The organism is Pseudomonas sp. TE3786 (assembly GCF_054057335.1).
This window is the reverse complement of record NZ_JBSRZF010000003.1, coordinates 195,153-221,373: the sequence shown is the minus strand read 5'-3', so window position 1 is coordinate 221,373 and position 26,221 is coordinate 195,153. Positions and strand designations below refer to the sequence as shown.

Sequence of the window (26,221 nt, the reverse complement as noted above, 5' to 3'; positions counted from 1 at the left end):
CATGAGTCAGTCTTTTTCTTCCTATGAAGGCACTGCCCTGGTCGCCGATCTGGTCGACGTGATCGTCAACAACCGCGACTACTTAAGTGAAATAGATGGTGCCATCGGTGACGGCGACCACGGCATCAACATGGCCAAGGGTTTTGCTCATTGCGGTCGCGTTATCGAGGGCCGGCGCCTGACCTTGGCTGAAGCTCTGGATGCCTTGACGCTGAGTTTGATGGAGGGCATTGGCGGCTCCATGGGGCCGCTATACGGCAGCCTGTTCATTGGCATGGCGGATCAAGTGCGTGGCCACCAGCAGATAGATACCGCCACCTTCGCCCACCTGTTGCGCGGCGGCCTGACCTCCCTGCAGGACATCACCGAAGCAGGCGTGGGGGACAAATGCCTGATGGACACCTTGATCCCGGCGGTAGAAGCGTTCGAACGCGCACATGCGGCAGGGGCATCCTTCAGCGACGCTCTGCAACAAATGAAAGCAGCGGCCTGCAGCGGCCGTGACTCCACCAAAAATCTGCTGGCGAAAATCGGCCGGGCAAGCCGCCTGGGCGAGCGTTCATTGGGCGTTCTGGATGCAGGTGCCGTATCTTGCTGCCTGATCCTCACTCGGCTGGCGGACGCAGTGCAGCCGAGGCTGATCTGATACGGCACTGCCCCTGGGCAAGCGTTTTAGCGGCGGAAAATCTTGCCTGGGGTTATCAGTGCCGCCGCCTGTTTGGGGCTTTTTTATTCGGGCACCGCAACGCGGTCGTTATGGCCCAGATCGCGCTCGGGATCGATCACATCACGCACCCGCTGCTTCAATACCTTGGCCTCGGGGAAACCGCCGTCGGCCTTGCGCTCCCAGATCTGCACACCATCACAGGTCACCACAAACACCCCGCCGGTACCCGGCTGCAGGCTGACCTTGCCCAGATCATCGCCAAAGGTCGACAACAGTTCCTGCGCCAGCCAAGCGGCACGCAGCAACCACTGACATTGGGTGCAATAGGTGATGGTGACTTCCGGTTTGCTGGTGGTCATGGGGGAACTCGATTGATCCTGGGGACAGCTAGCTTACAAAAAAGCCCGCAAGCTTTATCAGCTTGCGGGCGTTTTGACCGGCTCGTCAGTTAAGCAATCTTTGCCAGCAGCTTGCTGGCTTCAAGCTTCTGCGCCTCATCGCCCTCGTTGATCAACTCGTTGAGGATATCGCAGGCGCTTTCCAGATGGCCTTGTTCGATATAGGCCAGGGCCTGGTTGAATTTGGCCAGATTGTCGCGCCGCGCCTCCAGATGATCGAGATCGCCCAAGGGCTCACCCTCTTCCACCACGGGCTGACTCAGGTACGCCTCGTCGTCGAGGCCTTCGCCAAACCAGCCTTCGTCGTGGGTTTCCTCCACCAGCATGGCCGAGCCGGCGAAAGGGCTGCCCACATCGCTGGTCTTGCCCAGGTCGATGTGCGGTGCGTCAGCCTCGTTACTGGCCTTCTGCGCGGCTTCGGCCTTGTTGCGGGCGTTGGCAGAGAACGGGCTGATCAGGTCCCAGTCGGGGTCCAGGGAGAAGTCGTCGAGGTTGAACTGGTCGTCCTCCGCCAATGGCTGGCTGGCCAGCGGTGCAGCATCGTCGAGCACCAGTACGGCGTCGTCGAGCGCATCCAGATCCAGCTCCGGCTCCAAGTCTTGAGCGACGGCAAACAGATCGGGGTGACGGGCCTTGAGTTGACTGATCGCGCTGTCGGCATAACCGGCATCCAGCAGAAGTTCCTCTTCGCGCTGGAAGCCCCGGGCATCGCCTAGTTGCGCCAGCACTTCCAACAGTCGGAAGCGGATATCGCTGCGCTGCGGCTCGGCATCCAGGGCGCGGCGCAGGCTGCCGGCGGCTTCGCTGAAACGACCGTAGGCGATGTAGATATTGGCCCCTTCCAGGGTGTCGGTCGGGCTGGCGGGACGCGGCTCGGCAAGCGTAACGGCAACCGGCGCGCGCGGAGCGCTGACCAGCGGAGCAGCCACTACGGGCGGGGTGACGATATCGTCCAGCTCGAAACGGTCGGCGTCTTCGGTCACCACGGCCACTGATGCAATTGGCGCGAAGGAACTCGGCTGCGGCTTCTCGCGGGTACGGCGCCACAGCAACAGGCCGATCAAACCGGCCACCAGCAAGCCCAGCAGGCCCCAGATGGCACCAAACCAGCTGCGGTTTTCGGCGGCAGGCACCGCGGCAGTGCTGTCAGCGGCCATCGGCTGGGCGACCGGTGCTGACGCTGCTGGCTGAGCGTCGAGCTGGGCGCGCAGATCGGCGATCTGCTGGTCTTTACTAACGGACTGCTGCATCAGCTGCTGCACCTGCACTTCCAGGTTGGCCAGCGACTGTTGCAGCTTGGTGTTTTCGTCGGCGTTCTGCGCCAACTCGTTGTCCAGGCGTTTCTGCAGCTGGGCGATCAGCTCGGCCTGGGTTTCCAGCGGCGCTGGCACCGGCGGCGCTTCGTCATCCACCACGCTGAGGGTCGCCGGCGGCTCGGCATCGGCAGCTGAACCAGGCACCGCAGCCACAGGCGCGGCATCCGGCAGCAAGAGGTTGGCACCGGCCTGCAGGCGGCTTATGTCATTGCCACCGAAGGCCTGCGGATTGAGGGCGTGGATATCCGCCATCAACTGCTCCTGGGAGGCCGTGCTGCCTTGCGTGCGCAGACGCGCGGCGATAGTCCACACGCTGTCACCGTTGCTCACCTGGTAGTGCTTACCGAGCTTGGCAGGCGGTGGCGTACGGGGCTTGGCCGGGGCCGCTGCGGCGCGACTCTTGCCACTGGCAGCCGAACTGGCGGCCGCTGGGGCAGCAGCTACGCGGTTATACGCCGAGGCATTGGGCGGATCGAGCAGCACGGTGTATTCGCGGTACAGCTGGCCGTTGGGCCGGGCCAGCTCGACGATGAAATTAAGGTAGGGCTCGCGCACCGGTTTGCTCGAGACCACGCGAATCACGCTTTTGCCGCCGCCAAGCAACGGGGTAAAGCGCAGGTCGTTGAGAAAGATGATGCGGTCGACGCCAGAGCGCGCGTACACGGCATCGGAAGCCAGGCGCACCTTCATATCGGCAGCGCCGAGGTCGCCCACTTCCAGTAATTCGATATCTGCTTCCAACGGTTGGTTGAGGGCCGAATGCAAGGTGATGTCGCCCAGCCCCAGCGCCGACACCATCCCCGAATACAACGCCGAACCAGAAGCCAAACCCAGCAACAAATGTCGAACCTGCACCATCGACGCCTCCCGGTACTACCGCTCCATGTTCACACCACTGCGCGAATGATCGCGCACATCCCAAATTGATGGTGCTAACAAAAGGTTTAGCAAAAGACTGAAATCGGGAGAAACATCCGTGTAGGCCCGCGCCTAAGAGTATGGTCACGTTTGGCAATTTGTGACGCAGTTAACCAGGCATATGGCCATGATACGCAAAAGAGCGGAAAAACAGTCAAATAAATGGCAAAGAAAAGATGCACTTAGGTGACCTGAGACGAAAGTGTCAAAAAGCTTACAAAGTGCTGAGGGCGTTTGGGGCACAGGTTCTGGACCTGCCCCCTAACGGGAATGCGGGGGGTTAACGTTTTTCCAGATTGGCGAGAATCTGCGCGTGTACCAACTGGCAACGGCGAATTTCTTCTTCATCGACACCGGCGAACAATTCCAGCCGCAACTGGCTGGAGATGGCTTCAATCTGCTCAATCAAGGGCCGGGCCGAATCACTGAGGCAGATCTTCTTCGCCCGACGGTCTTCCACTACGGCCTGCCGGGTGACCAAGCCCTGGGCTTCCAGACTATCAAGCAGGCGCGCCAGGGTTGGCCCTTCCACGCCGACGCTCTGCGCCAACTCGCGCTGGGTGGGCAATTCATCGCTGAACCGGGCCAGGTGCAACAGCACCAGCCAGCGCGCCTGGGACAGGCCCAGGCCAGCCAGGCGGCGGTCCAGTTCGGCACGCCAGGCGCGCGACAACTGGGCTAGTTGCATACCAAAACGGTGTTGATCGGTGTGGGGCATAGAAGGCTCGTGATCACAGCTAAAACTAATAATTAGCCAGCTAACCATAACCTTGAACAAAGTGGAAGACGTTGAGCTGTAAGACTTAGTACGTTCGTAACAGGGAAAACTGCCCGGCTACCACTTCACATACTGGTCCTCAACGAAGCCCCACAGATTGTCTATCACCACGGCTGGACGCCCTTTTGGTCGCAATTCCCCACGGAACTGGCCGAATATCTGTTTGAAGTTACTGGCGATAAATCCGAGATTCAGCCGCTCTTTATGCAGCCCGCGCGCCTCGAACTGCAGGTCGACCTGACCATCGAACGACTGGATGCGCCAAGGTGCCATCTCGTTATCGCGGTCGTAGGTAAAGCGCACCGTATCCACCTTGATCAGCACGCCATCCAACCAGAAGCAGTTCTCGGTAAAGCTGGTTTCGTTGACCCCGCAGGACAGGTTCAAGCCCACCCGCAACGCCCCCGCCTGCCCCGACAAACAGGCCCAGTTCCAGAAGGTTTCCGGGCGCATGTAGCCGGCCGACCAATCGTGATGGGCAAACGCATTGATGTTGGCCAGCTCGAAAGTGCCCAACGGGCTCTGCACACTGCCCTCGCAGCGCACCCCCGCCACCTTTTGCGCATACACCCAGCCATTGGTGGCGGTGGGCGTATTCAGACACATCGGCTGAAACGCCGGCGTTTGTTCATTGAAATGGGCGTCGATACGGGTGCCGTCGTCCAGCTCCACCTGCAGGCGTTTCTCGCTGCCGTGGTTTTCCAGGCGCAGCAGGTTGTTGCCACTGCGTAACTCGCAGACGCCGTTATTGGGTTGTTGGGAAAACCGGCTGCCCAGGCCCAGCGGCAGCTTGAACTGGCGCTCGATCATGCGCCCGCTGGCCGGATGAAACAGGTAGACAAAACCGATGCCCGCCAGGCTCAGATTGGCCAAGGCGCAGCCACCGATCAGTTGCTCGCTGATCAGGCCGAAGTATTGAAATTGGTGAAAACGCCGCCATTTGGCGAGGGCACCCAGCGGGCGGCCCATGGGCGACCGGAAGTCGAAGTCGCGGTAGTTAACCTCGCCGACTGCCTGGGGAAAGATGCCGAAATGCGGCTGGCCGTTGGCCTGAATCAGACGCTCCATCTACTGCTGCCTCCCCGGAAATATCCGAGGATGCTAGCACCGGGTGGTCGCGGCTGGAGTCACGATCAGCGCCACCTGAGCGACATAATCGGCCAGGCGGCATGCCCGCTATTCGGGCGCTGGAACAGTTGTCGCGCTCGCTTAGCGTCTGCGTTGCTGCGCAGCCAGGCGGCGTTGCTGTTCCTCAGTAGGAATCGGGATGGGTTGCAGGCGGTTGATGCCCAACAGTACGGACAGTTTCCAGGCCAAAGTGCTAAGCCAGATTTTCATCGTTTGTTCCTCTCTAAACAGCGAGTGGGCGGTCGCTTGCTACACGCTATATGCGGCCGTCTCCTCGGAACTCAAGCCCTAAACAGTCACGTAGGCTTACCACGAAGGTCGTTCTCTTTGGGAATCAGCCTACCTTGAATTAAGCGTAGTACTGAAAAGAGCGCTTCCGGTTGATCTGTGGCAACGTCACGTTACTCCTCGGCAACCCGCGATTTAGCGCGAGCTGCACGCTGAGAGTGGCATTAACCCCAGCGCCGCGCCACTTCCCCCAGGGCTTTGCCGTAGGAAAAACTGGGATTAGCCGATGTACGGTATGTCCTACACACTAAGTAGACTTTACCCGCAGAATGCCATTCCAGGGACGCCCATGAGCGCCAGCGCCACCAACAGCACCAGCAGCGCCCCGGCGCTCAAGGAAATCTTCAACCGCGAACGCCTGCGCCATATCGCCCAAGAGACCCAGGCGGTGTACCCCGCCTTTGCTGGCAAACGCTTTCTCGCCCTGGCCAGCGACGGCCTCGATGAACTCTCGGTAATGCAACGCATGGCGCGGGTCAGCGAAAGCCTGCAGGCCACCCTGCCCGCCGACTTCGCCAGCGCCCTGGCGATTGTTCAGCAACTGGCACCACGCCTGAACAGCGGGTTTTTCAGCATGTGCCTGCCGCACTTTGTAGCCAGCTATGGCCAGGCGCATTTCGAGTTGGCCATGTCCGCGCTGAAATACTTCACCTGCTTTGGTTCAGCGGAATTTGCCATCCGCCACTTTCTGCAGGCGCAGCCCGAACGCACCCTGGCGCTGATGACCAGCTGGGCCGAAGACGACAACGAGCATGTGCGCCGCCTGGCCAGCGAAGGCTGCCGGCCGCGTTTGCCCTGGTCGTTCCGCCTGGCGCAGATGCAGGCCAACCCGCAGCTGGCCTGGCCGATCCTCGAACGGCTGAAGGCCGACCCCAGCCTGTATGTGCGCAAATCAGTGGCCAATCACCTCAACGACATCAGCAAGGACCACCCCGAGTGGCTGCTCAACCAACTCGAAAGGTGGGCGCTGGATGATCCGCGCACTGCCTGGATCACCCGCCACGCCCTGCGCAGCCTGATCAAACAAGGTGATCGTCGCGCCCTGGCCTTGCTTGGTGCCGGCGAGCCGGCGCAGGTGCAGTTGCGCGAGCTGCAGGTCACGCCCGGCAAACTGCGTCTGGGCCAGAGCATGACGCTCTCCTTCACCCTGCACTCCACCCGCGACACACCGCAGCGGCTGGTGGTGGATTACGCCATCGACTACGTCAAAGCCTCCGGCAAAAGCGCGCGCAAGGTGTTCAAACTGAAAACCCTCGACCTCACGCCCGGGGCAATGCTGGTGCTAGCGCGCAGCCAACAGCTTCGCCAGCTGACCACGCGCAAGCTCTACTACGGCCAGCATGCCGTGCATGTGCTGGTGAATGGCGAGTGTCTGGCCAGCACCGGCTTTGACTTGCAGCCCTGAACCGGGGGCCAGCTCAACCTTGCCAGCCGCCCAGATACACCTCCACCACCGCACCGCTCAAGCGTACCGGCCAGACCTTCAGCGACTGCTCTGGATACTCCAGGCAGGTGCCGTCCTGCAGACGAAAGTGTTGTTTGTACAGCGGTGCGGCAATCACCAGATCACCGGCCAGGCTGCCGATGATGCCGCGCCCGATCACATTGGCACCGGACAGCGGATCGCGGTTCTCGACGGCGAACAATTGCTCGCCGTCGGGCAGATAAAACAGCGCCACCTGCACCCCGTCCACCAGCGACACCACGCCGGAATTGGCCACCAGATCGTCCCGTGCGCACACGGCGCTCCAGCCTTGCACATGCTCGTTTGCCATGGCCTGCATCACACCACCTCCACTGCGTTGATCAGCGTGAGTTCATCCAGCTGAATGGGGCGGATCTGCCCGCGCTCTCTGACGAAATGAATATCCGGATCGCCGCCCTTGGCATTGACGAAGGTGCGGAAGCGTTTGAGTTTTTCCGGGTCTTTAAGGGCATTGGCCCACTCGCACTCGTAGCGGTCCACCACCAGTTGCATCTGCGCCTCCAATTCGGCCGCCAGGCCCAGGCTGTCGTCGATAACCACCGCCTTGAGGTAGTCCAACCCGCCTTCCAGGCTTTCGCGCCATACCGAGGTGCGCTGCAGCTTGTCGGCGGTGCGGATGTACAGCATCAGAAAGCGGTCGATATAGCGGATCAGCGTGTCGTCATCGAGGTCGGTGGCGAACAGTTCGGCATGCCGTGGGCGCATGCCGCCGTTACCGCTGATGTACAGGTTCCAGCCCTTCTCGGTGGCGATCACGCCAACGTCTTTGCTCTGCGCCTCGGCGCATTCGCGGGTGCAACCGGACACCGCGAACTTGAGCTTGTGCGGCGAACGCAGGCCCTTGTAACGGTCCTCGATAAGCAGCGCCATTTTCACGCTGTCCTGCACGCCATAACGGCACCAGGTGCTGCCGACGCAGCTCTTCACCGTACGGGTGGATTTGCCATAGGCATGGCCGGTTTCAAAACCGGCAGCGATCAGTTCGCCCCAGATATCCGGCAGCTCGTGCAGTTGCGCGCCAAACAGGTCGATGCGCTGGCCGCCGGTGATCTTGGTGTACAGGTCGTATTTCTTCGCCACCGCACCAATGGCGATCAGGCCGTCCGGGGTGATTTCGCCACCGGGAATACGCGGCACCACCGAGTAGGTGCCGTTCTTCTGCATATTGGCCATAAAGGTGTCGTTGGTGTCTTGCAGCGGCACCAGCCACGGCTCCTGAATCGGCCGGTTCCAGCACGAGGCGAGAATCGAGCCAATGGCCGGCTTGCAGATGTCGCAGCCGACGTGGCCTTTGCCATGACGGGCGAGCATGTCTTCAAAGCTTTCGATGCCGCCGACGCGTACCAGCGAGTACAGCTCCTGGCGGGTATAGGCGAAGTGTTCGCACAGGCTCTTGTCCACCACCACGCCACGGGCAGTGAGTTCGTGCTCGAACACCTGCTTGAGCAGCCCGGCGCAACCGCCGCACCCAGTCGCCGCCTTGGTTTGCGCCTTGAGCCCGGCCAGGTCGCTGCAGCCATTGTCGATGGCGCAGCAGATCGCGCCCTTGCTGACGTTATGGCAGGAGCACACGGTGGCGGTGGCTGGCAGCGCATCCACGCCGAGGGCCGGGGCAGCGGCACCTTGCGGCAGAATCAGCGCCGCCGGATCGGCCGGCAGGGCAATGCCGTTCTGCACGTATTGCAGCAGGGTGTCGTAGTAGCTGTTGTCACCCACCAGCACCGCACCCAGGGCCTGTTTGCCGTCGGCGGAAACGATCAGGCGGCGATAGGTGGAAGTGGCTTCGTCGATAAACCGGTAGCTGCGTGCACCGGCGGTAGCGCCATGGGCATCACCGATGGAGCCCACATCCACCCCCAGCAGCTTGAGCTTGGTGGACATATCGGCACCGAGAAATGGTGCCGCGCTGTCTTCGCTCAGTCCCACCGCGTCGCACAGCTGGGCGGCCACGCTGCGGGCCATCTGATAACCCGGTGCCACCAGGCCGAAGATGCTGCCATTCCAGGCTGCGCATTCGCCGATGGCAAAAATCCGCGCGTCGCTGGAACGGCACTGGCTATCGATGGCGATACCGCCACGGGTGCCGAGCTCCAGATCGCAGGCTTTGGCCAGGGCGTCCTGCGGGCGGATGCCGGCGGAGAAGACGATCAGATCGGTTTCGAGAAACTCCTCGTTGGCGAAGTTCATCCGGTAGCGGTAGTCGCTGCCCGGGGTGATCGACTGGGTGCCGCGCGACAGATGCACGCTGACGCCCAGCTCTTCGATCCGCGCCTTCAGCGCCTGACCACCGTGGTCATCCAACTGCACCGGCATCAGGCGCGGGGCGAACTCCACCACATGGGCTTCGAGGCCCAGCGACTTGAGCGCATTGGCCGCTTCCAGACCGAGCAAGCCCCCGCCCACCACCACGCCACGGCGGGCGTTCTTCGCGGCGGCCTGAATGGTGTCGAGATCGGCCAGGGTGCGATACACCAGACGCGAATCTCCGGCCGCGCCCTCAATCGGCGGCACAAAGGGATAGGAACCGGTGGCCAGCACCAACTGCGCATACGGCACACAGCCATTGGCGGTGATCACCTCCTGGCGGGTGCGATCGATTTCCAGCACCGGCACACCCAGATGCAGGGTTACTCCGGGGGTCTGATACAGCGCCGCTTCGCCGAGGGCCAGCGACTCGGCATCGCGGCCGCCGAAGTACTCGGACAGGTGCACGCGGTCATAGGCACGCAGCGGCTCTTCGCTGAACACATGGATCTGGTAATGCGCCAGAGCGCCCCGCTCCACCAACTGCTCCACGCAGTGATGGCCGACCATGCCGTTGCCGATTACCACCAGGGTTTGCCGATCATTTGTGCTGTTCATAAGTGCACCCGCCAAGGCCAATCAGGTTTCGTTGAGCAAAAAAAAACGCCTGGAACCAAAAGGTTCCAGGCGCCTTTGCCTGTTCGTGCTGCCGGCCCATGGGCCTGTCGCAGTCATTGTTACCCGGGCCTTGAGTGGCCAAACGATCGCCGTTGATCGACAGGGCATGCCACACGCGACAACGCGGTGGTTGCTTGGGCGTATGCAGTGGTTGTGCCAGAAGGAATTAAATGCCGCTTGAGTGGGCGTGGTTGGCGGGTTGGGGTGTGAAGTGCGGGCGTTTCGCCGCGCAAATTACAGAGCCAAAACGGTGCGACTTGCACCACAGCGCCCCAAGCTGACGCGGTTTTTTCCCATGCACATTCTGTAGGAGCGGCGTTAGCCGCGATGCTCTTCAGATCACAAGCATCGCGGCTGAAGCCGCTGCTAGGGGTTCGCGGCAGTGTTCACGGTTGTTGGCCCAGCCATTGCTACACACACGCAAAGGCCATCAACGTCGATGGCCACATCTACAGGCAAAGGCGCCATGCAGCTCCCGTTGAAAAACGGTCCAGCTGCATGGCGCCTTTTTCGTTTTGGCGGGGAAAGGCATGGTCGACTCAGTGACGGCAACCACCAGCAAATCGGTTCGCAGCGTCTGCCCGTATTGCGGGGTGGGCTGCGGCATTGTCATGCAGGTGGAAAACAACCTGATCGTCAAAGTCTCCGGCGACAAACAGCACCCCGCAAACGCCGGGCGGCTGTGCACCAAGGGCAGCACCTGTGGTCAGGCGGTTGCCAACAGCGGGCGCATGGAGCACGCCTTTATGCGCCAGGAGCGCAACCGCGACCCGGTGCGCGTCGGTATAGAGCAAGCCATCGAGGCCACCGCCAGCCGCCTGCGCAGCATCATCGATATGCATGGGCCAGATGCCGTGGCCCTGTATGTGTCCGGGCAGATGTCGCTGGAGGCCCAATACCTGGCCAACAAGCTGACCAAGGGGTTTATCCGCAGCCGGCATATCGAATCCAACTCGCGGCTGTGCATGGCCAGCGCTGGCAGCGGCTACAAACTGTCCCTGGGTGCCGACGGGCCACCTGGCTCCTACGATGACTTCGACCACAGCGACCTGTTCGTGGTGATCGGCGCCAATATGGCCGACTGTCACCCGATCCTGTTTCTGCGCCTGCTCGACCGGGTAAAGGCCGGTGCCAAGCTGGTGGTTATCGATCCGCGGCGCAGCGCCACGGCCGACAAGGCCGATCTGTTTCTGCAGATCCGCCCTGGCACCGACCTGGCGCTGCTCAATGGCCTGCTGCACCTGCTGGTGAAAAACGGCCACAGCGATCCGGCGTTTATCCAGTCGTTTACCCAAGGCTGGGAGGTGATGGAAGACTTTCTCGAGGCCTACACACCGGCCCATGTCGCTGAGGTCACCGGCCTGGCCGAAGCCGCTATCCGCCAGACCGCGCAGTGGATCGGCAACGCCGCCAACTGGATGAGCTGCTGGACCATGGGCCTTAATCAGAGCGTGCACGGCACCTGGCACACCAACGCCCTGTGCAACCTGCATCTGGCCACCGGGGCCATTTGCCGACAGGGCAGCGGGCCGTTTTCCCTCACCGGCCAACCCAATGCCATGGGCGGCCGCGAGATGGGCTATATGGGCCCTGGCCTGCCCGGCCAACGCTCTGCCCTGGTGGCCGACGACCGCGCCTTTATCGAACAGCTTTGGCAAATCCCGAGCGGCAGCCTGCGCGCCGAAGCCGGTGACGGCACGGTGGCCATGTTCGAGCAGATGCGCGAAGGCACCATCAAGGCCTGCTGGATTATCTGCACCAACCCGGTGGCCAGTGCGCCGAACCGGCAGACCGTGATCCAAGCGCTGCAGCACGCCGAACTGGTGATCACCCAGGACGCCTACCTGGATACTGAAACCAACCGCTACGCCGACATCCTGTTGCCGGGCGCGCTATGGGCCGAAGCTGAAGGCGTGATGATCAACTCCGAGCGCAACCTGACCCTGATGCAGCCCGCCGTGCAGCCCCCCGGCGACACCCTGGCCGATTGGCAACTGATTGCCCGCGTGGCCTGCGCCATGGGTTATGGCGAGGCCTTCAGCTACAGCAGCGCCGAGCAAGTGTTCGAAGAAATCAAACAAGCCGCCAACCCCAGGACCGGCTATGACATCCGTGGCGCGAGCTATGCCCGCTTACAGCAAGCGCCACTGCAATGGCCATGCGCCGACGCCAGCAGCAACGCGCGCAACCCGATCCGCTACCGCGACCCGCACACCACCCGGTTCGCCACCGACAGCGGCAAGGCGCAGTTCTTCGCCCGCCCTTATCTGCCGCCGGCGGAATTGCCCGATGACGACTTTCCCCTGGTGCTCAACACCGGCCGTGTGCAGCACCAATGGCACACCCTGACCAAAACCGGCAAGGTGCCCACCCTGAACAAACTCAACCCCGGCCCCTTCGTCGAAATCCACCCCAGCGATGCTGCGCGCCTGGGCATTAGCGAGCGCAGCAAGGTGGAAATCCGCTCACGGCGCGGCCGTGCGGTATTGCCGGCGCTGCTTAGCGAGCGCGTACGCCCCGGTAACTGCTTTGCGCCCTTCCACTGGAACGATGTGTTTGGAGAAAACCTGGCCATCAACGCCGTCACCAGCGATGCCATCGACCCCACGTCCCTGCAGCCGGCATTCAAGTTCTGCGCGGTTGCTCTGCTGCCTATCGCTACGCCCGTCGACGCGCTGCCGCCGTCTTCAGCCAAGGAACTCGCGCCCATGCAGATCGATGCCTTCGCCCGCCAGCTCAACCTCGACCAGCCCGCAGCGCTGGCACTCAACGCCGACGAGCAGCTGTATATGCAGGGCTATCTGCTGGGCCTGCGCAACACCGAGGCGCGCCAGGGTGGTGTGCCGACGCTACCGGCCAGCGCGCCCTTTGCCGCAAGCAAACGCCTGTTGCTCGATGGTCTATTGGCCGGTCTGTTCTCCCGCGCCGGCGATGAACCCGCGCCAACGGCGTTGCTGACCAGCAGCAACGAACCCGAATGGCTGGTGCTCTGGGCCTCGCAAACCGGCAACAGCGAAACCCTCGCCGCCACCTGCGCGCAACGCCTGGGCAGCGCCGGCCAGCGGACGCGCCTGCAAGCCATGGACGAAGCCAAGCTCGACGACATGCGCAACGCCGCCGGGGTTTTGCTGGTCACCAGCACCTTTGGCGACGGCGACCCACCGGACAATGCCAGCGACTTCTGGCACAACCTGCAAAACGCCGATGCCCAGGCGCTGGCCAATAGCCGCTTCAGCGTGCTGGCCCTGGGCGATTCCAGCTACCAACAGTTCTGCGGCTTTGGTCGCAAGCTCGACGAACGCCTGGTCGAACTGGGCGCCGAACGCTTGCAGCCGCGACTGGACTGCGAAGCGGATTTTCAGGTGCCAGCCGAGCAATGGCTGAATGCCCTGTGCAGCCGTTTTGCCGCCGCCAGCGCGGCACCGGCGAGCGCTGCCCTGCTGCGTCCGACGCCCGTGGAAAGCAGCACCTACAACCGCGCCAATCCGCTGCGCACCACCCTGCTGAGCAATCAGTTGCTGAACCGTCCTGGCGCGCAGAAAGAAACCCGCCACCTGGCCTTCGACCTCAGCGGCCATGACTTCCCCTACCAGGCCGGCGATGCCCTGGGCGTATGGCCCAGCAATGACCCAAGCCTGGTGGACGAACTGCTGAGCACCCTGCGCCTGTCCGGCGACAGCCTGGTGGAACTGGACAATCAGCCGCCCATGCCCCTGCGCGAAGCGCTCACCGAACACCTGGAAATCGCCCGCATCAGCCCGGATCTGCTGCGCCGCGTGGCCGGCCATAATGCCAGCCCGCTTCTCGAGGAACTGCTGCACGAAGGCAACCAGAACGCCCTGCAGGATTGGCTCTGGGGGCGGCAGGTGCCGACCCTGTTGCGCGAGTACCCCATCGCCCTGGATGCGCAGCAACTGGCGCGCTTGCTCAAGCCGTTGCAGCCGCGCCTGTACTCCATCAGCTCCAGCCCCAAGGTAACGCCAGACCAGGTGCACCTCACCGTGGCCACCGTGCGCTACCAGCATCAGGGTCAGGCCCGTGGCGGCGTGTGCTCCACCTTTCTCGCCGACCGCGCGGCCAACAGCGGTGTGCGCATCTTTCTGCAACGCTCCACCCACTTCCGCCCGCCGCAAGACCCGGCCACTCCGCTGATCATGATCGGCCCCGGCACTGGTATCGCGCCGTTTCGTGCCTTTCTGCAGGAACGCCAGGCGCAATCTCAAGAAGGGCGCGGAAACGGCAAGAACTGGCTGTTCTTCGGCGAACAGCGCGCCCTCAGCGACTTCTACTACCACGACGAATTGCGCAGCTGGCAACGCAGCGGCCTGCTCACCCGGCTGGACACCGCGTTTTCCCGCGACCAGAAAGAAAAAATCTACGTACAGCAACGCATGCTCGAAGAAGGTGCCGCGCTCTGGCAGTGGCTGGAACAAGGTGCCCATATCTGCGTCTGTGGCGATGCCAGCCGCATGGCCAAAGACGTGGATGCCGCGCTGAAAAAGATCGTGCAGCTACACGGCAAGATGAGCGCCGGGGCAGCGACGCTTTACGTGAGTGGCATGAGCAAAGACCGGCGTTACCTGCGCGACGTGTATTGACGCCACGACGCTGGATCCCAGCCTGCGCTGGGATGACGGAGGTTGGTGGAAGTTCACCGCCGCCCCGGCGCAGGCTGGGATGACGGAGATCGGTGGGGAGTTCACCGTCACCCCAGCGCAGGCTGGGGCCCAGAATTTATCAGGCCAGCGGTTATCAATCGGCGCACCAATTGACCGTTGGGGCGGCGACCTTGTATGTCGGTGACAGAAGCAAGGATCGGCGTTACCTACGTGACCTGTATTGAAGCGACGACTCTGGCTCCCAGCCTGCGCTGGGATGACGGAGGTTGGTGGAAGTTCACCGCCCCACCGGCGCAGGCTGGGATGACGGAGGTTAGTGGGGAGTTCACCGTCACCCCAGCGCAGGCTGGGGCCCAGAATTTATCAGGCAGCGGTTATCAATCGGCACACCAATTGCTCATCAAACTCCAAAGGCTGCCTTCCAACGCTGGAACTCGGCCACTACAGACATGACAATGGCGTCGTGCTCGACCGGCTTCAGGCTGGGAGGTACGGCGCTTTTTTTTGCGAAAACGGTTTGGGAATAGCGCCATGAGCGATATCAGCACCCCCTTGGACGCCCTGCACGCTCTGGCCTGGGTGGCCGGCAGCGATGCGCCGGAAAAGAACGTGCTTAATCTGGGCTTTATGCCATTGAGCGACTGCGCCTCAGTAGTAGTCGCCGCCACCCAGGGCTTTGCCCAGCCCTATGGCCTGACCCTCAACCTGAAACGGCAAAGCTCCTGGGCCGGCCTCAGCGACAAATTGCTGAGCGGCGAATTGGATGCCGCCCATAGCCTGTACGGCATGGTCTACGCCCTGCAGCTGGGCATCAGCGGTGCGCCGGCCACCGATATGGCCGTGCTCATGGGGCTGAACCAGAACGGCCAGAGCATCAACCTGTCGCAACCGCTGAAAGAGGCCGGGGTGACCACTGCCAGTGCACTGGCGCAGCGCGTGCACCAAAGCGGCACCCCATTGACCTTCGCTCAGACCTTTCCCACCGGCACCCACGCCATGTGGCTGTACTACTGGCTGGCCGCCCAGGGCATTCATCCGCTGCAAGATGTAAAGAGCGTGGTGGTGCCGCCGCCGCAAATGCTTGCGCACTTACAGGCCGGGCGTATCGACGGTTTCTGCGTTGGCGAACCCTGGGGTGCCCATGCCATTGCCCACCAGCAAGGCTTTACCGTCAGCACCAGCCAGGCGATCTGGCCGGAGCACCCGGAAAAAGTGCTGGCCTGCACCCGCGAATTTGTCGAGCAATACCCCAACACTTCCCGCGCCCTGGTGATGGCCGTGCTGGAAGCCAGCCGGTTTATCGAAGAAAGCCTGGAAAACCGCCGCAGCACCGCGCAGTTGCTTAGCTCGGCGGAGTTTCTTGATGCGCCCTTGGCCAGCGTCGAACCCCGTCTGCTTGGCCAATACAGCGATGGCCTGGGCAACAGCTGGGAGGATGAGCACGCCCTGCGGCTGCACGACAACGGTGCCGCCAACTACCCCTACCTCTCCGATGGCATGTGGTTTATGACCCAGTTCCGCCGCTGGGGTCTGTTGCGTGACGAGCCGGACTACCTGGCCGTGGCGCAACAGGTGCAGCAACTCGAGGTGTACAGCCGCGCCGCCGGCAGCCTGGAAATCGCCCTGCCCGCCTCGCCACTGCGCAGCAGCACCTTGCTCGACGGCAGCGTCTGGGACGGCAGCAACCCCGCCGCCTACGCACGCAGCTTTGCCCTGCATGCCCTTAGTGATCAGTGAGCCGACGACCATGTTGCGCATCCTGCTGATCAATGACACCTCGAAAAAAGTCGGCCGCCTGCGGGCGGCCCTGAGCGAGGCCGGTTTTGAGGTGATCGACGAATCCGGCCTGACCATCGACCTGCCCGCGCGGGTGGAAGCCGTGCGCCCGGACGTGGTGCTGATCGACACCGAATCCCCTAGCCGCGACGTGATGGAACAAGTGGTGCTGCTCAGCCGCGACCAGCCCCGGCCGATCGTGATGTTTACCGACGAACATGATCCCGGCGTGATGCGCCAGGCGATCAAATCCGGGGTCAGCGCCTATATCGTCGAAGGCATCCACGCCCAGCGCCTGCAACCGATCATGGACGTGGCCATGGCTCGCTTCGAAAGCGACCAGGTGCTGCGCGCCCAACTGCACGCCCGCGACCAGCAACTGGCCGAACGCAAACGGGTGGAACTGGCCAAGGGCCTGCTGATGAAGATGAAAGATTGCAACGAAGATGAGGCCTACACCCTCATGCGTCGTCAGGCCATGAGCCGGCAACAGAAACTGATTCAGGTGGCCGAGCAGATTATCGCCATGAGCGAGATGTTGAACTGACGGCAAGCGCCGACTTCTCCCGTAGGAGCGGCTTTAGCCGCGATGCTCTTGATCGCCGCGTTTGCAGGAAATCGCGGCTGAAGCCGCCCCTACAGGCTCACACCATGGTGCGCACCACGCACCCTGCGCGCCATAACGCAGCACGCCGAACCTAGCCAACCCCCTAATTAACGCTAAAACCATTGATCTAGAGCCTCCCACCCAACCTGGCACACAATCTGCTCAGGCAACTGCACAGGTAACCAACGGCGGTTGCCCCACCCCGACAAAGACGTCGCTATTCCCTGAGCCCAGTGCCCAGTGGAGTGCGGCGTTTTTTGCGTTTTGGCCTCGGCAACGAGGCAGTGGGATGACCGCCGATGGTCACCCACCTGCAAGCACACAACCTTCCGTGATTTCTTTTGCAGATGAGGTGCTGGATGAACAACAACAGTTTCTGGAAAGCCGGCCATACACCCACGCTGTTTGCCGCGTTCCTGTATTTCGACTTGAGCTTTATGGTCTGGTACCTGCTCGGCCCCATGGCCGTGCAGATCGCCACCGACCTGCAACTGACCACCCAGCAGCGCGGCTTTATGGTCGCCACGCCGATTCTGGCCGGTGCCCTGCTGCGTTTTCTGATGGGCATGCTGGCCGACCAGGTGTCGCCGAAAACCGCCGGCATCATCGGCCAGATCATTGTCATCGCCGCCCTGGCCGTGGCCTGGCAGCTGGGCATCCACAGTTATGAACAGGCGCTGCTGCTCGGCGTATTCCTCGGTATGGCCGGTGCCTCGTTCGCCGTGGCCCTGCCGCTGGCCTCGCAGTGGTACCCGGCCGAGCACCAGGGCAAAGCCATGGGCATTGCCGGGGCCGGTAACTCGGGCACGGTGATTGCCGCCTTGGCCGCGCCGGTATTGGCCGCGGCATTCGGCTGGACCAACGTATTCGGTCTGGCGCTGATCCCACTGCTGATTACCCTGGCGCTGTTCAGCCTGCTGGCGCGCAATGCCCCCAATCGCGCCAAACCGAAATCCATGGCCGACTACTTCAAGGCCCTGGGCGACCGTGACAGCTGGTGGTTTATGTTTTTCTACAGCGTCACCTTCGGCGGCTTTATCGGCCTGGCCAGCGCCCTGCCCGGCTACTTCCATGACCAGTACGACCTCAACCCGGTGACCGCCGGTTACTACACCGCCGCCTGCGTATTTGGTGGCAGCCTGATGCGGCCCCTGGGCGGTGCCCTGGCCGACCGGTTTGGCGGCATTCGCACCCTGCTCGGCATGTATGCCCTGGCGGCCATCTGCATCGCGGCGGTGGGTTTCCACCTGTCCAGCTCGGTTGCTGCCCTGGCGCTGTTCGTGGCTGCCATGCTCGGCCTGGGTGCCGGCAATGGCGCGGTGTTCCAACTGGTACCTCAGCGTTTCCGTAAAGAGATCGGCGTGATGACCGGCCTGATCGGCATGGCCGGCGGCATTGGTGGCTTCCTGCTGGCCGCCGGCCTTGGTGCAATCAAACAGAACACCGGCGACTACCAGCTCGGTCTGTGGCTGTTCGCCAGTCTGGGCCTGGTGGCCTGGTTCGGTCTGCACGGGGTGAAAAGCCGTTGGAGAACCACCTGGGGTTCGGCCGCCTTCACCGCTGCGCGCGTTTAAGGGCACGCCATGGGCCTGCAATTGAGCTACGCCGAAGCCAGCGCCAGCGGGCCACGGGCGGAGAACCAGGATGCCGTTCGCCTGGTCACCCCCGCCCCGGCGCTGGCCGCCAGCAAGGGTTACCTGTTTGCCCTGGCCGACGGTGTCAGCCAATGCGCCGACGGTGGCCTGGCGGCGCGCTCAACCTTGCAGGCGCTGGCCCTGGACTACTACGCCACCCCGGAAACCTGGGGCGTGGCGCAAGCCCTGGACCGTCTGCTATTGGCGCAAAACCGCTGGCTGCATGCCAACGGTGGCGACCAGCCGCTGCTCACCACCCTCAGTGCCCTGGTGGTGCGCGGTAAACAATTTACCCTCGCCCATATCGGCGATTGCCGGGTGTACCGCTGGTTTGCCGGGCAACTGCAACGCATCAGCGAAGACCACGTCTGGGGCCAACCGGGCATGCAGCATGTGCTCAAGCGCGCCATGGGCCTGGAGCAGCACCTGGTGGTCGATTATCTGGATGGCGAACTGCGCCAGGGCGAGAGTTTTCTGCTGGTCAGCGATGGCATCTGGGCCACCCTCAGCGAGGCCTCGATTGCCGGCATTCTGCGTGACGAAAGCCAGCTGCAGGCAGCCACTCAGGCGCTGGTCCGTGCGGCTCACCAGGCCGGCAGCCAGGACAACGCCAGCGCCGTTCTGGTGCGGGTCGAGACCCTCGGTGAAAACAGCCTCGGCGATGTGCTCGGCCAGATCGAACAATGGCCATTGCCGCCGCTCCTGAAAGCTGGGCAACGCTTCGAAGGCTGGCAGGTACAAAGCCTGCTCAGCGAAAGTCGCCAGTCCATGCTTTACCGCGTAAGCGACACCCACCAACAACCCTGGCTGCTGAAAACCCTGCCAGCCAGTCGGGCCAGTGACAGCAGCGCCGCCCAGGCCCTGCTGCAGGAAGAATGGTTTCTGCGCCGGGTTGCCGGTCGTTACTTTCCCGAGGTGCACCACGCCAACCAGCGTCAGCACCTGTACTACCTGATGCGCGAACACCAAGGCATCACCTTGGCCGAGCACTTCACCCTGCACGGCAACCTCGGCCTTAACCAATGGCTGGAAATCGCCGCGCGCCTGCTACGGGCGCTGGGCATGCTGCACCGGCGCAATATCCTGCACCGGGACATCAAACCGGCAAACCTGCTGTTGAGCAGCGACGGTGAACTGCGTGTGCTGGATTTTGGTCTCGCCTATTGCCCTGGCTTGTCGCCGCAGGACAGTGGCGAACTCCCCGGCACCCCCAGTTTTATCGCCCCGGAAGCCTATGCCGGTGCCGCCCCCAGTGTGGCGCAGGACCTCTACAGTGCCGCCGTGAGCCTTTACTACCTGCTCACCGGCCACTACCCCCATGGCGAAATCGAAGCCTTCCAGCGCCCCCGTTTCGGCGCGCCGGTGGCCGCCAGTCGCTATCGCCCGGACCTGCCGGAGTGGCTGGTGCAGCACCTCGACAAAGCCCTGGCCAACGACCCGGCGCAACGTTTCGAAACCGCCGAAGAATGGCTGCTGGCCCTGCAACAAGGCGAACACCAACCCGTCGTTCGTGCCCGCCCGTTGCTCGAGCGCGAACCCCTGAAAGTCTGGCGCAGCCTGGCCCTGGCCTCGCTGCTGGGCAACCTGCTGTTGCTCGCCTGGCTACTGCACAGCTGATTGAAGAGGACACATCCATGAGCGCAAAAGTCTGGCTGGTTGGCGCCGGCCCCGGTGATCCGGAACTGCTTACCCTCAAAGCCGTGCGAGCCCTCAACGCGGCGCAGGTGGTGATGATCGACGACCTGGTCAACCCGGCCGTACTGGAACACTGCCCCGACGCCAAGATCATCCCGGTCGGCAAACGCGGCGGCTGCCGCTCCACCCCGCAGGAATTTATCCACCGCCTGATGCTGCGCTACGCCCGCCAGGGGTACTGCGTGGTGCGTCTGAAAGGCGGCGACCCGTGCATCTTCGGCCGTGGCAGCGAAGAGGCCGACTGGCTCAGTGCCCATGGCATCGAAGTGGAACTGGTCAACGGCATCACCGCGGGCCTGGCCGGTGCCACCCAATGTGGCATCCCCCTGACCCTGCGCGGCGTCGCCCGCGGGGTCACGCTGGTGACTGCCCACACGCAGGACGACAGCAGCCTTAACTGGCCGGCGCTGGCGCAAAGCGGCACCACCCTGGTGATCTATATGGGCGTGGCAAAGCTCGAGGAAGTGCAGCGGGAATTGCTCGCCGGCGGCCTGCCCGCCAGCACCCCGGTGGCGATGATCGAAAACGCCTCACTCCCCCAGCAACGCGAATGCCGCACCGACCTCGCCGGTATGCAGCAAGCGGCACAAGCCTTCGAACTCAAGGCACCGGCGGTGTTGGTGATTGGCGCGGTGGCGGGGTTGGGGCAGATGGCGGTGGTTGAGCGCCAAGTGGGTTGAGCCCCGCCGAGAAACTAAGGATTCAACCGTGCCGGCTGAGACTCCGCGAGTATGGCGGTGTCCGCCGAAACCTGTGCTTGCCGAGATTTGGATCCATTTACGGCCGAGCTCAATGCCGGGCACCTCGATCAGCCGGTAGGTGATTTCAGCCGCCGCTAGAACGGCCAAGAGAGTGAGCGCCGCGCAGACAAAATAGGCATAGGTGCTTAGATAGCCCGACGTCGCTGCGTAGATGTCAACCAGCATTCCTTTGCCGTAAAAAATGATGATCGGGTGCAGCAGATAAATGCTGAAACTGCGTTCGCCTACAGCTTGCAGAAACGAGTTGGCCAGCAACCTTATCGGTGCCACTGCCTGCCAGATAACCAGCAGGGTAAACACCAGCCCCCAAAGAATTATGTCCAGGCGGCCGCCATACTTCAGGTCCGCGGCCACCCCCATCACGAGTAGCGCTATGAGCAATGAAACTGCAGTGGTGGGAATGAGCCAACGAATCACCGCAGAGTCGGCAGTGAGACGCTGACTTACCCGGTAGGCGAACATACCCATGGTGAAAAAACACAAGTTCGGCGCAAAGGAGTAGTACGACCAGTTCAGTCCGGACACCGATTCGGTCGCCGAATATTTCGCGTCCAGCACATCGCGCAGGCTATAACTCAGCACAATGCTCGCGAGCATGAGTAACAGCGCCGCCCTGTCGGTTCGGCAGATCACAATCAGCACCGGAAACACGGCATAGAACATCATCTCGACGCTCACTGACCAGCCGGCCCAGACAATCTCCGAAAAGGGCACAAAACCGGTGCTAAAGGACAGATTGACAATAACGGTTTGAATGCTCGCCTGAATGCCACCGTTGAAAAATTGCCTGGTCAACTCAAAGGCCAGTACGGCGTAAAACAAGGGGGCTATTCGCATCAGGCGTCGAACAAAATACTCGCCACACCAGTTTTTGGATTGCAGACGAGTTTGCGTTGAGTGCATCAACGAAAAGGCACTCAGCACAAAAAAAGATGTACGGCAAAACCAAAGTCGCGATGGATAAACCAGAAGGCATCTGGCAGCGCCAGGTTAGCCATATAGTGCGAATGGAACAGCACAATGGCGATTGCCGCCACGCCGCGCAGACCATGAATCCCCTTCAATAGCTGCGCGGCTTTTATTGTTTTTGAAACCTGCGGCTCAACCATTTTCCCTGGCTCTTCATCTATATTGCGGGCTAATGGATCAGCCCGCATTGCAGGCACGCTAACTTAATTTCGCCATAAAGCGCCGAAAAGTTCGTACAAACGGCAGCAGTAAACGGTGCAGCACGCGCACCCGTTTAATCGCCTCTTTTATTCTGGAAAACAGCTTCAAGCCGTGAAACTTGGCAAGCTCGGCCAAGTCGGCAAAAAAGCCCCGACGTTGCTGGCCTGACATGGGTGCCTGGGTGTGGGGAAACGCTGCGCGAGAAAAGCGCCGAACGCCCTGCTTGGCATTCAAGGTCGCTTGCAGAAAGCCGTGACCATACTTGCGGTCCGGCTCCAGGTGGCAACCCTCGGCCCATTCGTTCCAGGCGTTGATAAACACCAGGTTTTCACCCGTGTGTGCTTGCTGCAGATCTAACGTTTCCGATAGCCAACATTCGTAATTGTCCGGTGTGCCATTCAACACCACCAACGCACGGTTATTAGTTCTGGCGGTATTGTCCCAGGACGGGAAAACCGTCTTGAATACGCGGCCGTCCTTGTAATCACGGTCCAGATAACTGTTGGCTACCGCCTCATAACGCATCACCGTTCCGGCGAACGCCTTATGAAACTCCACCTCATGGTTGGCGTTGCCATGCTTGAGGTTATGCGGTGGGAATTCAACGCCGCTATCAAACCCGTGCAGCTGGTAGTTTTCGTTGCCGTGGGTCAGTGCCGCGCACAGGTGAATCTCGCCCAAGCCAATTTCGCGACAGTAGTCGCGCCATACCTTGAGGGTGTTCGAGGGATCAGGCAGATGCTGATGCCGATAGACGATCAATAGCGGTTTGCCGTCCACGCGAATGTAGCGCGGGTCTTCAAAGATCGGTACCAGCGACTTGATGAAGTCGACATCGTCAGTCGGCAGATACTGCTGCGCGATCAGTATTTCGTGGTCGGCACCATCCCAGCGCCGGGTCCAGTTTTCGTTGGCCCAGCACAGACAAAATGGCATGTCGCTTTGCGGGTCGGCGAGCATATCGTCCAGCGGTTGATTCAATATTCTTTTGCCGGAAAACCAGTAGTAGTGATAGCAAAAGCCGTCGACCCCATACTCTTTGGCCGTCTTGATCTGATCACGTCGGGTGTCGCGCAAGCGAAGATCATAAAAACCGAAGTCAGTCGGCAGATGCGGCTGGTAATGGCCTTCATACAACGGCTCGGCTTTGGTGACGTTGGTCCATTCAGTAAAGCCTTTGCCCCACCACTTATCGTTTTCAGCGGTGGGGTGAAACTGGGTGAGATAGAAGGCGATCAGTCGTGCCGGTGCCGGTTGATTGAGCAGGTGATGTTCGGTTGGCGTATTCATTATTTTTTTGTCAGCGGAATCACGAGTGGAATAAGGCATCACAGTTTGATCCCAAGCAGACCGGCACCCTTGCGGAGGAACTGCTTGGCACGTGGGCCCAGCGCGCGTCGCACGCGCATGCTCAGCGCTGTATGGCTGCTTATCCGCGTGGGTTTGGGCGCAGGTGGCAGCAGGGCAACGGCGGCGCCGGCATAGGCGACAGGCACGGCCTTCACCACCACCTGATAGACGTGCGCGTGGCGGCTGCTGGAAAGCGCCTTGCGCACGCTGCCAGGCAGGGTCGCCCACACCGGCGCGAATTCGGTTTCTTCTGGCGGCTTGATCACGTAGCGCGCTTCAATGATTTTCAGCCCGGCCTGCGCAAACAGCGCTTCGATATTTTTCAGGCCGAAGAAGCGAATGTGCGTGCGGTCCAACAAGCCCCAGTCGCGGTAATCGAAATCGCCGTCGTACAAGCAGCCGGAAATTGCCGCGTGACCGGCATGTGGCAGGGAAATCACCAGATAACCGTCAGCGCTGATCAGCGGCACCATGCGTTGCAAGGTACGCCAGGGGTCGTACAGATGCTCCAGTACATCGGCAGCTACCACTACGTCGAACTTCTCATGCTGGGCCAGCAACAGCGGCCAGTCGCTGGCGTTGAGATCGGCGCTTATCACGGACTCACAAAACGGCGTGACCCGTTTGATCGCTTCAGGGTCCACTTCCAGCCCCGTAATCCGGCATTGCCCCTGTTGCGCCAGCAGCTTGGTAATAGAGCCCGGACCGCAACCCATCTCCAAGACGCGTTTGTGCTCGCCGACCATGCGGATCACATGGGCTGGCGCCGTTTGCGAGGCCGGGTCGACGTCATACTCGTAGGTGTGGCGATCGCTACTCATTGGCCGCTTCCCACCTTGCGAAACCTGTCCCGCAACGTGCGTAAAGGTGCCGTCACTCGCCATGACAGGCTGTTGTGGAGTAACGAGACAGCCTGAGTCTGGTCTTGCAACTGCACGATCAAACGCTCTATCGCCGCGTCCTTCTCTGCCTCAATCGTCTGATAGCGGGCCAGATCAATTTCGCGTTTGACCATCGACTGCACCAGCTGCCTGATGGCGACCTGGTTGAGCCGCTGCAGCGCGGCATTCAGGCCAGCAGCCAACTCGGCGTCCGCTACCGGTTCGGCGTTTGGCACCGCGGGTTGCAACGCCGGCTCGGTCTTTTTCCAATACACACCCACGCCGTCAATTTCGATCAGGGGCGGGTTTATGCCAAGGCTGGCGAAGTAGTCGTGCACGGCCAATTTGCAGGCCGGTACCACATGGTAGTCATCGACAATCACATAGCCGTTCTGCGACAGCTTCGGGTACAGGCTGACCAGTCCGTCCATTGTCGACTCATACATATCGCCATCCAGACGAATCAACGCCAGTTGCTGAATGGGCGCGCTGGGCAAGGTATCTTTGAACCAGCCCTGAAGAAATTCGATCTGAGCATCAAGCAGCCCATAATCGCGGAAGTTGTTTTTCACCGTTTCCAGCGAAACAGCCAATTGCTCGTAGACATGGAAGTCCGACCCAGCATCGGCGGGATAAAGCCCTTCGTCACCGGGGGGCAAGCCGGCAAACGAATCGGCCACCCACACTCGGCGATCGGTTACGCCGAAAGCGAGCAGGATGGCGCGCATCAAAATGCACGAGCCGCCGCGCCACACTCCCGTCTCGATAAAGTCACCAGGAACTCTTTCCTGCAGGGCTGTGGCAATCAGCTCGCGCAAATTAGCCAGGCGCTTGTCGCCCACCATGGTTTGTGCGCGCTCTGGCCAATCCAGGCCATGCTCGCGCGCGCTCTGGTCAAAACTGCGGGAGCCAAAAGGCGCAAACGAAACATCGCTGTAAAGCGTGCCCGTCAGGCACTGCTGCAACAGACTCAGGTAGTAGTCGCGTTGTGGGCCAATGCCTGCCTCAGTCAAAGCTGACGGCGCGGTCTTTTCGAAGCGTTGGGTGATTTCGGTGAAGCGCCGTGAGGATGCATTTTTTCTCGCCCATGCTGCCTCATACAGACGCCGATCCAGCTCGGTAAGCCCGTACAGCAGGTTTCGGCTGGTCGCCGATAGCTCGTGGACTAAACGGCCCCACTCATTGGCGTTGTCGACGACATCGCCTTGCGCAATAGCGATACCCAAGTCACGAAGAATGGCATCGCGGTCTTTCGCGAATGTTTCCTTGAAGCCTACATATGAAAACTTCTCGATATTTTCCAGCGCCGAGGCCAACAGCTGTTCGGGTGGGATCGCCACGGTCGCTTTCCAGTTGGAAACACCAACGCCGCTGGCGAGTTGCCAGGTCTGGTTATTCCAGATGAACGCTTTCACCTCGGGATCGGTAAAACCCAGTGCCAGGAACTCCTCCAACGAAAGTTGCTGAGCCAAGGCATATATTCTGAGTTGCTTGGGATCGCCCGCTTTGCAGAAGTAATAAAACGACAAGATCCGGTCTATCGGATCACGCAAAAACGTAAATGAATAACGACCGTCCATCAATGGTTTGGCATAGTCGAAACCAAAGTGCCCAGACACAAAGGGCAGGCTCTGATAATCGGCGACGGACTTCAATTGCACGTGCTCTGGCGAGCCAAAGGCATCGGCACCGAACAGGCCATGGCGAACAACAAAGTCACTATGGCTCACCACATTCTCGCGGCCATAGTGCTGCTGCGCCAAACCGACCATGGTCGTGCCCGCGGTTTTTTGAATGTGCAAAAACAGCGCCGGCTTGAGTGACATG

The 26,221-nt window shown here is 61.5% G+C and carries 19 protein-coding genes and 1 pseudogene; 8 read left to right on the top strand and 12 right to left on the bottom strand.

All coding sequences use genetic code 11. From position 1 onward, the window contains the following. The first annotated feature begins 1 nt into the window (after nt 1). Nucleotides 2-646, top strand: a complete 645-nt coding sequence (gene dhaL, locus ACVW0Y_RS05445) for a dihydroxyacetone kinase subunit DhaL (protein WP_457436582.1) — start codon at nt 2-4, stop codon at nt 644-646. Nucleotides 647-729: 83 nt separating this feature from the next. On the opposite strand, the gene ACVW0Y_RS05440 is transcribed toward dhaL, so the two are convergent. From ACVW0Y_RS05440 to ACVW0Y_RS05420, 5 genes are all read right to left on the bottom strand, one after another. Beyond that, a complete protein-coding gene (locus tag ACVW0Y_RS05440; protein WP_457436580.1) occupies nt 730-1,026 on the bottom strand; it encodes a SelT/SelW/SelH family protein in 297 nt (98 codons plus the stop codon). An 89-nt stretch (nt 1,027-1,115) separates the two neighbouring features. Beyond that, on the bottom strand, nt 1,116-3,239 hold the full coding sequence (locus ACVW0Y_RS05435; RefSeq protein WP_457436579.1) for a FimV/HubP family polar landmark protein: 2,124 nt from the start codon (nt 3,237-3,239) through the stop codon (nt 1,116-1,118). 340 nt (nt 3,240-3,579) lie between these two features. After that, a complete protein-coding gene (locus tag ACVW0Y_RS05430; protein ID WP_457436578.1) occupies nt 3,580-4,017 on the bottom strand; it encodes a MarR family transcriptional regulator in 438 nt (145 codons plus the stop codon). Nucleotides 4,018-4,134: 117 nt separating this feature from the next. Continuing rightward, nucleotides 4,135-5,145: a DUF2804 domain-containing protein gene (locus tag ACVW0Y_RS05425; RefSeq protein ID WP_457436576.1), complete on the bottom strand. Its 1,011-nt coding sequence runs from the start codon at nt 5,143-5,145 to the stop codon at nt 4,135-4,137. A gap of 141 nt (nt 5,146-5,286) precedes the next feature. Further along, nucleotides 5,287-5,415 carry a PA1414 family protein gene (locus ACVW0Y_RS05420; RefSeq protein ID WP_457436575.1) on the bottom strand — a complete coding sequence of 43 codons (129 nt, stop codon included), beginning with the start codon at nt 5,413-5,415 and terminating at the stop codon, nt 5,287-5,289. 367 nt (nt 5,416-5,782) lie between these two features. Between ACVW0Y_RS05420 and ACVW0Y_RS05415 the strand changes: the two genes are divergently transcribed. Further along, a complete protein-coding gene (locus ACVW0Y_RS05415) occupies nt 5,783-6,898 on the top strand; it encodes a DNA alkylation repair protein (RefSeq protein ID WP_457436574.1) in 1,116 nt (371 codons plus the stop codon). A gap of 13 nt (nt 6,899-6,911) precedes the next feature. Here the strand turns inward: ACVW0Y_RS05415 and nirD are convergent, their stop codons facing one another. Beyond that, the gene (nirD, locus tag ACVW0Y_RS05410; protein ID WP_457436573.1) at nt 6,912-7,277 is read right to left on the bottom strand and encodes a nitrite reductase small subunit NirD; all 366 of its coding nucleotides are present in this window, start codon (nt 7,275-7,277) and stop codon (nt 6,912-6,914) included. Beyond that, the gene (nirB, locus tag ACVW0Y_RS05405) at nt 7,277-9,841 is read right to left on the bottom strand and encodes a nitrite reductase large subunit NirB (protein WP_457436572.1); all 2,565 of its coding nucleotides are present in this window, start codon (nt 9,839-9,841) and stop codon (nt 7,277-7,279) included. The genes nirD and nirB overlap by 1 nt, the downstream gene beginning before the upstream one ends. A 590-nt stretch (nt 9,842-10,431) precedes the next feature. On the opposite strand from nirB, the gene ACVW0Y_RS05400 reads away from it, so the two are divergent. The 6 genes from ACVW0Y_RS05400 to cobA all read left to right on the top strand — a co-directional run bounded on the left by ACVW0Y_RS05400 (nt 10,432) and on the right by cobA (nt 20,912). Further along, nucleotides 10,432-14,499 (top strand): molybdopterin-dependent oxidoreductase, encoded by a 4,068-nt coding sequence (locus ACVW0Y_RS05400; protein WP_457436571.1) that lies wholly within the window; start codon nt 10,432-10,434, stop codon nt 14,497-14,499. 552 nt (nt 14,500-15,051) lie between these two features. Beyond that, nucleotides 15,052-16,257 (top strand): CmpA/NrtA family ABC transporter substrate-binding protein, encoded by a 1,206-nt coding sequence (locus ACVW0Y_RS05395; protein ID WP_457436570.1) that lies wholly within the window; start codon nt 15,052-15,054, stop codon nt 16,255-16,257. A 10-nt stretch (nt 16,258-16,267) separates the two neighbouring features. Next, nucleotides 16,268-16,843: an ANTAR domain-containing response regulator gene (locus ACVW0Y_RS05390; RefSeq protein WP_457436569.1), complete on the top strand. Its 576-nt coding sequence runs from the start codon at nt 16,268-16,270 to the stop codon at nt 16,841-16,843. 419 nt (nt 16,844-17,262) lie between these two features. After that, nucleotides 17,263-18,477, top strand: a complete 1,215-nt coding sequence (locus tag ACVW0Y_RS05385) for a nitrate/nitrite transporter (protein ID WP_457436568.1) — start codon at nt 17,263-17,265, stop codon at nt 18,475-18,477. Between the two features lie 9 nt (nt 18,478-18,486). Beyond that, complete coding sequence (locus tag ACVW0Y_RS05380) at nt 18,487-20,154, top strand: protein kinase domain-containing protein (RefSeq protein ID WP_457436567.1); 1,668 nt, start codon at nt 18,487-18,489, stop codon at nt 20,152-20,154. A gap of 17 nt (nt 20,155-20,171) precedes the next feature. Continuing rightward, on the top strand, nt 20,172-20,912 hold the full coding sequence (gene cobA / locus ACVW0Y_RS05375; protein ID WP_457436565.1) for a uroporphyrinogen-III C-methyltransferase: 741 nt from the start codon (nt 20,172-20,174) through the stop codon (nt 20,910-20,912). Nucleotides 20,913-21,125: 213 nt separating this feature from the next. Here the strand turns inward: cobA and ACVW0Y_RS05370 are convergent. The 5 genes and pseudogenes from ACVW0Y_RS05370 to ACVW0Y_RS05350 form a co-directional block, all read right to left on the bottom strand. Beyond that, nucleotides 21,126-21,896 (bottom strand): annotated as a pseudogene (locus ACVW0Y_RS05370) (acyltransferase family protein); the annotation flags it as partial. A 14-nt stretch (nt 21,897-21,910) separates the two neighbouring features. After that, nucleotides 21,911-22,102 (bottom strand): hypothetical protein, encoded by a 192-nt coding sequence (locus tag ACVW0Y_RS05365; RefSeq protein WP_457436564.1) that lies wholly within the window; start codon nt 22,100-22,102, stop codon nt 21,911-21,913. Nucleotides 22,103-22,160: 58 nt separating this feature from the next. Continuing rightward, nucleotides 22,161-23,492, bottom strand: coding sequence for a glycosyltransferase WbsX family protein (locus ACVW0Y_RS05360; RefSeq protein ID WP_457436563.1), 1,332 nt, complete (start codon nt 23,490-23,492; stop codon nt 22,161-22,163). Then, nucleotides 23,492-24,334 (bottom strand): class I SAM-dependent methyltransferase, encoded by an 843-nt coding sequence (locus ACVW0Y_RS05355; RefSeq protein WP_457436562.1) that lies wholly within the window; start codon nt 24,332-24,334, stop codon nt 23,492-23,494. The genes ACVW0Y_RS05360 and ACVW0Y_RS05355 overlap by 1 nt, the downstream gene beginning before the upstream one ends. Then, complete coding sequence (locus ACVW0Y_RS05350) at nt 24,331-26,220, bottom strand: TylF/MycF/NovP-related O-methyltransferase (protein ID WP_457436561.1); 1,890 nt, start codon at nt 26,218-26,220, stop codon at nt 24,331-24,333. The genes ACVW0Y_RS05355 and ACVW0Y_RS05350 overlap by 4 nt, the downstream gene beginning before the upstream one ends. Between the last annotated feature and the right edge of the window lies 1 nt (nt 26,221).

What these genes read in the sequence shown, in the direction of transcription:
- dhaL (WP_457436582.1), top strand. Translation starts at nt 2, where the DNA reads ATGAGTCAGTCTTTTTCTTCCTATGAAGGCACTGCCCTGGTCGCCGAT.
- ACVW0Y_RS05440 (WP_457436580.1), bottom strand. Translation starts at nt 1,026, where the DNA reads ATGACCACCAGCAAACCGGAAGTCACCATCACCTATTGCACCCAATGT.
- ACVW0Y_RS05435 (WP_457436579.1), bottom strand. Translation starts at nt 3,239, where the DNA reads ATGGTGCAGGTTCGACATTTGTTGCTGGGTTTGGCTTCTGGTTCGGCG.
- ACVW0Y_RS05430 (WP_457436578.1), bottom strand. Translation starts at nt 4,017, where the DNA reads ATGCCCCACACCGATCAACACCGTTTTGGTATGCAACTAGCCCAGTTG.
- ACVW0Y_RS05425 (WP_457436576.1), bottom strand. Translation starts at nt 5,145, where the DNA reads ATGGAGCGTCTGATTCAGGCCAACGGCCAGCCGCATTTCGGCATCTTT.
- ACVW0Y_RS05420 (WP_457436575.1), bottom strand. Translation starts at nt 5,415, where the DNA reads ATGAAAATCTGGCTTAGCACTTTGGCCTGGAAACTGTCCGTACTGTTG.
- ACVW0Y_RS05415 (WP_457436574.1), top strand. Translation starts at nt 5,783, where the DNA reads ATGAGCGCCAGCGCCACCAACAGCACCAGCAGCGCCCCGGCGCTCAAG.
- nirD (WP_457436573.1), bottom strand. Translation starts at nt 7,277, where the DNA reads ATGCAGGCCATGGCAAACGAGCATGTGCAAGGCTGGAGCGCCGTGTGC.
- nirB (WP_457436572.1), bottom strand. Translation starts at nt 9,841, where the DNA reads ATGAACAGCACAAATGATCGGCAAACCCTGGTGGTAATCGGCAACGGC.
- ACVW0Y_RS05400 (WP_457436571.1), top strand. Translation starts at nt 10,432, where the DNA reads ATGGTCGACTCAGTGACGGCAACCACCAGCAAATCGGTTCGCAGCGTC.
- ACVW0Y_RS05395 (WP_457436570.1), top strand. Translation starts at nt 15,052, where the DNA reads ATGAGCGATATCAGCACCCCCTTGGACGCCCTGCACGCTCTGGCCTGG.
- ACVW0Y_RS05390 (WP_457436569.1), top strand. Translation starts at nt 16,268, where the DNA reads ATGTTGCGCATCCTGCTGATCAATGACACCTCGAAAAAAGTCGGCCGC.
- ACVW0Y_RS05385 (WP_457436568.1), top strand. Translation starts at nt 17,263, where the DNA reads ATGAACAACAACAGTTTCTGGAAAGCCGGCCATACACCCACGCTGTTT.
- ACVW0Y_RS05380 (WP_457436567.1), top strand. Translation starts at nt 18,487, where the DNA reads ATGGGCCTGCAATTGAGCTACGCCGAAGCCAGCGCCAGCGGGCCACGG.
- cobA (WP_457436565.1), top strand. Translation starts at nt 20,172, where the DNA reads ATGAGCGCAAAAGTCTGGCTGGTTGGCGCCGGCCCCGGTGATCCGGAA.
- ACVW0Y_RS05365 (WP_457436564.1), bottom strand. Translation starts at nt 22,102, where the DNA reads ATGGTTGAGCCGCAGGTTTCAAAAACAATAAAAGCCGCGCAGCTATTG.
- ACVW0Y_RS05360 (WP_457436563.1), bottom strand. Translation starts at nt 23,492, where the DNA reads ATGCCTTATTCCACTCGTGATTCCGCTGACAAAAAAATAATGAATACG.
- ACVW0Y_RS05355 (WP_457436562.1), bottom strand. Translation starts at nt 24,334, where the DNA reads ATGAGTAGCGATCGCCACACCTACGAGTATGACGTCGACCCGGCCTCG.
- ACVW0Y_RS05350 (WP_457436561.1), bottom strand. Translation starts at nt 26,220, where the DNA reads ATGTCACTCAAGCCGGCGCTGTTTTTGCACATTCAAAAAACCGCGGGC.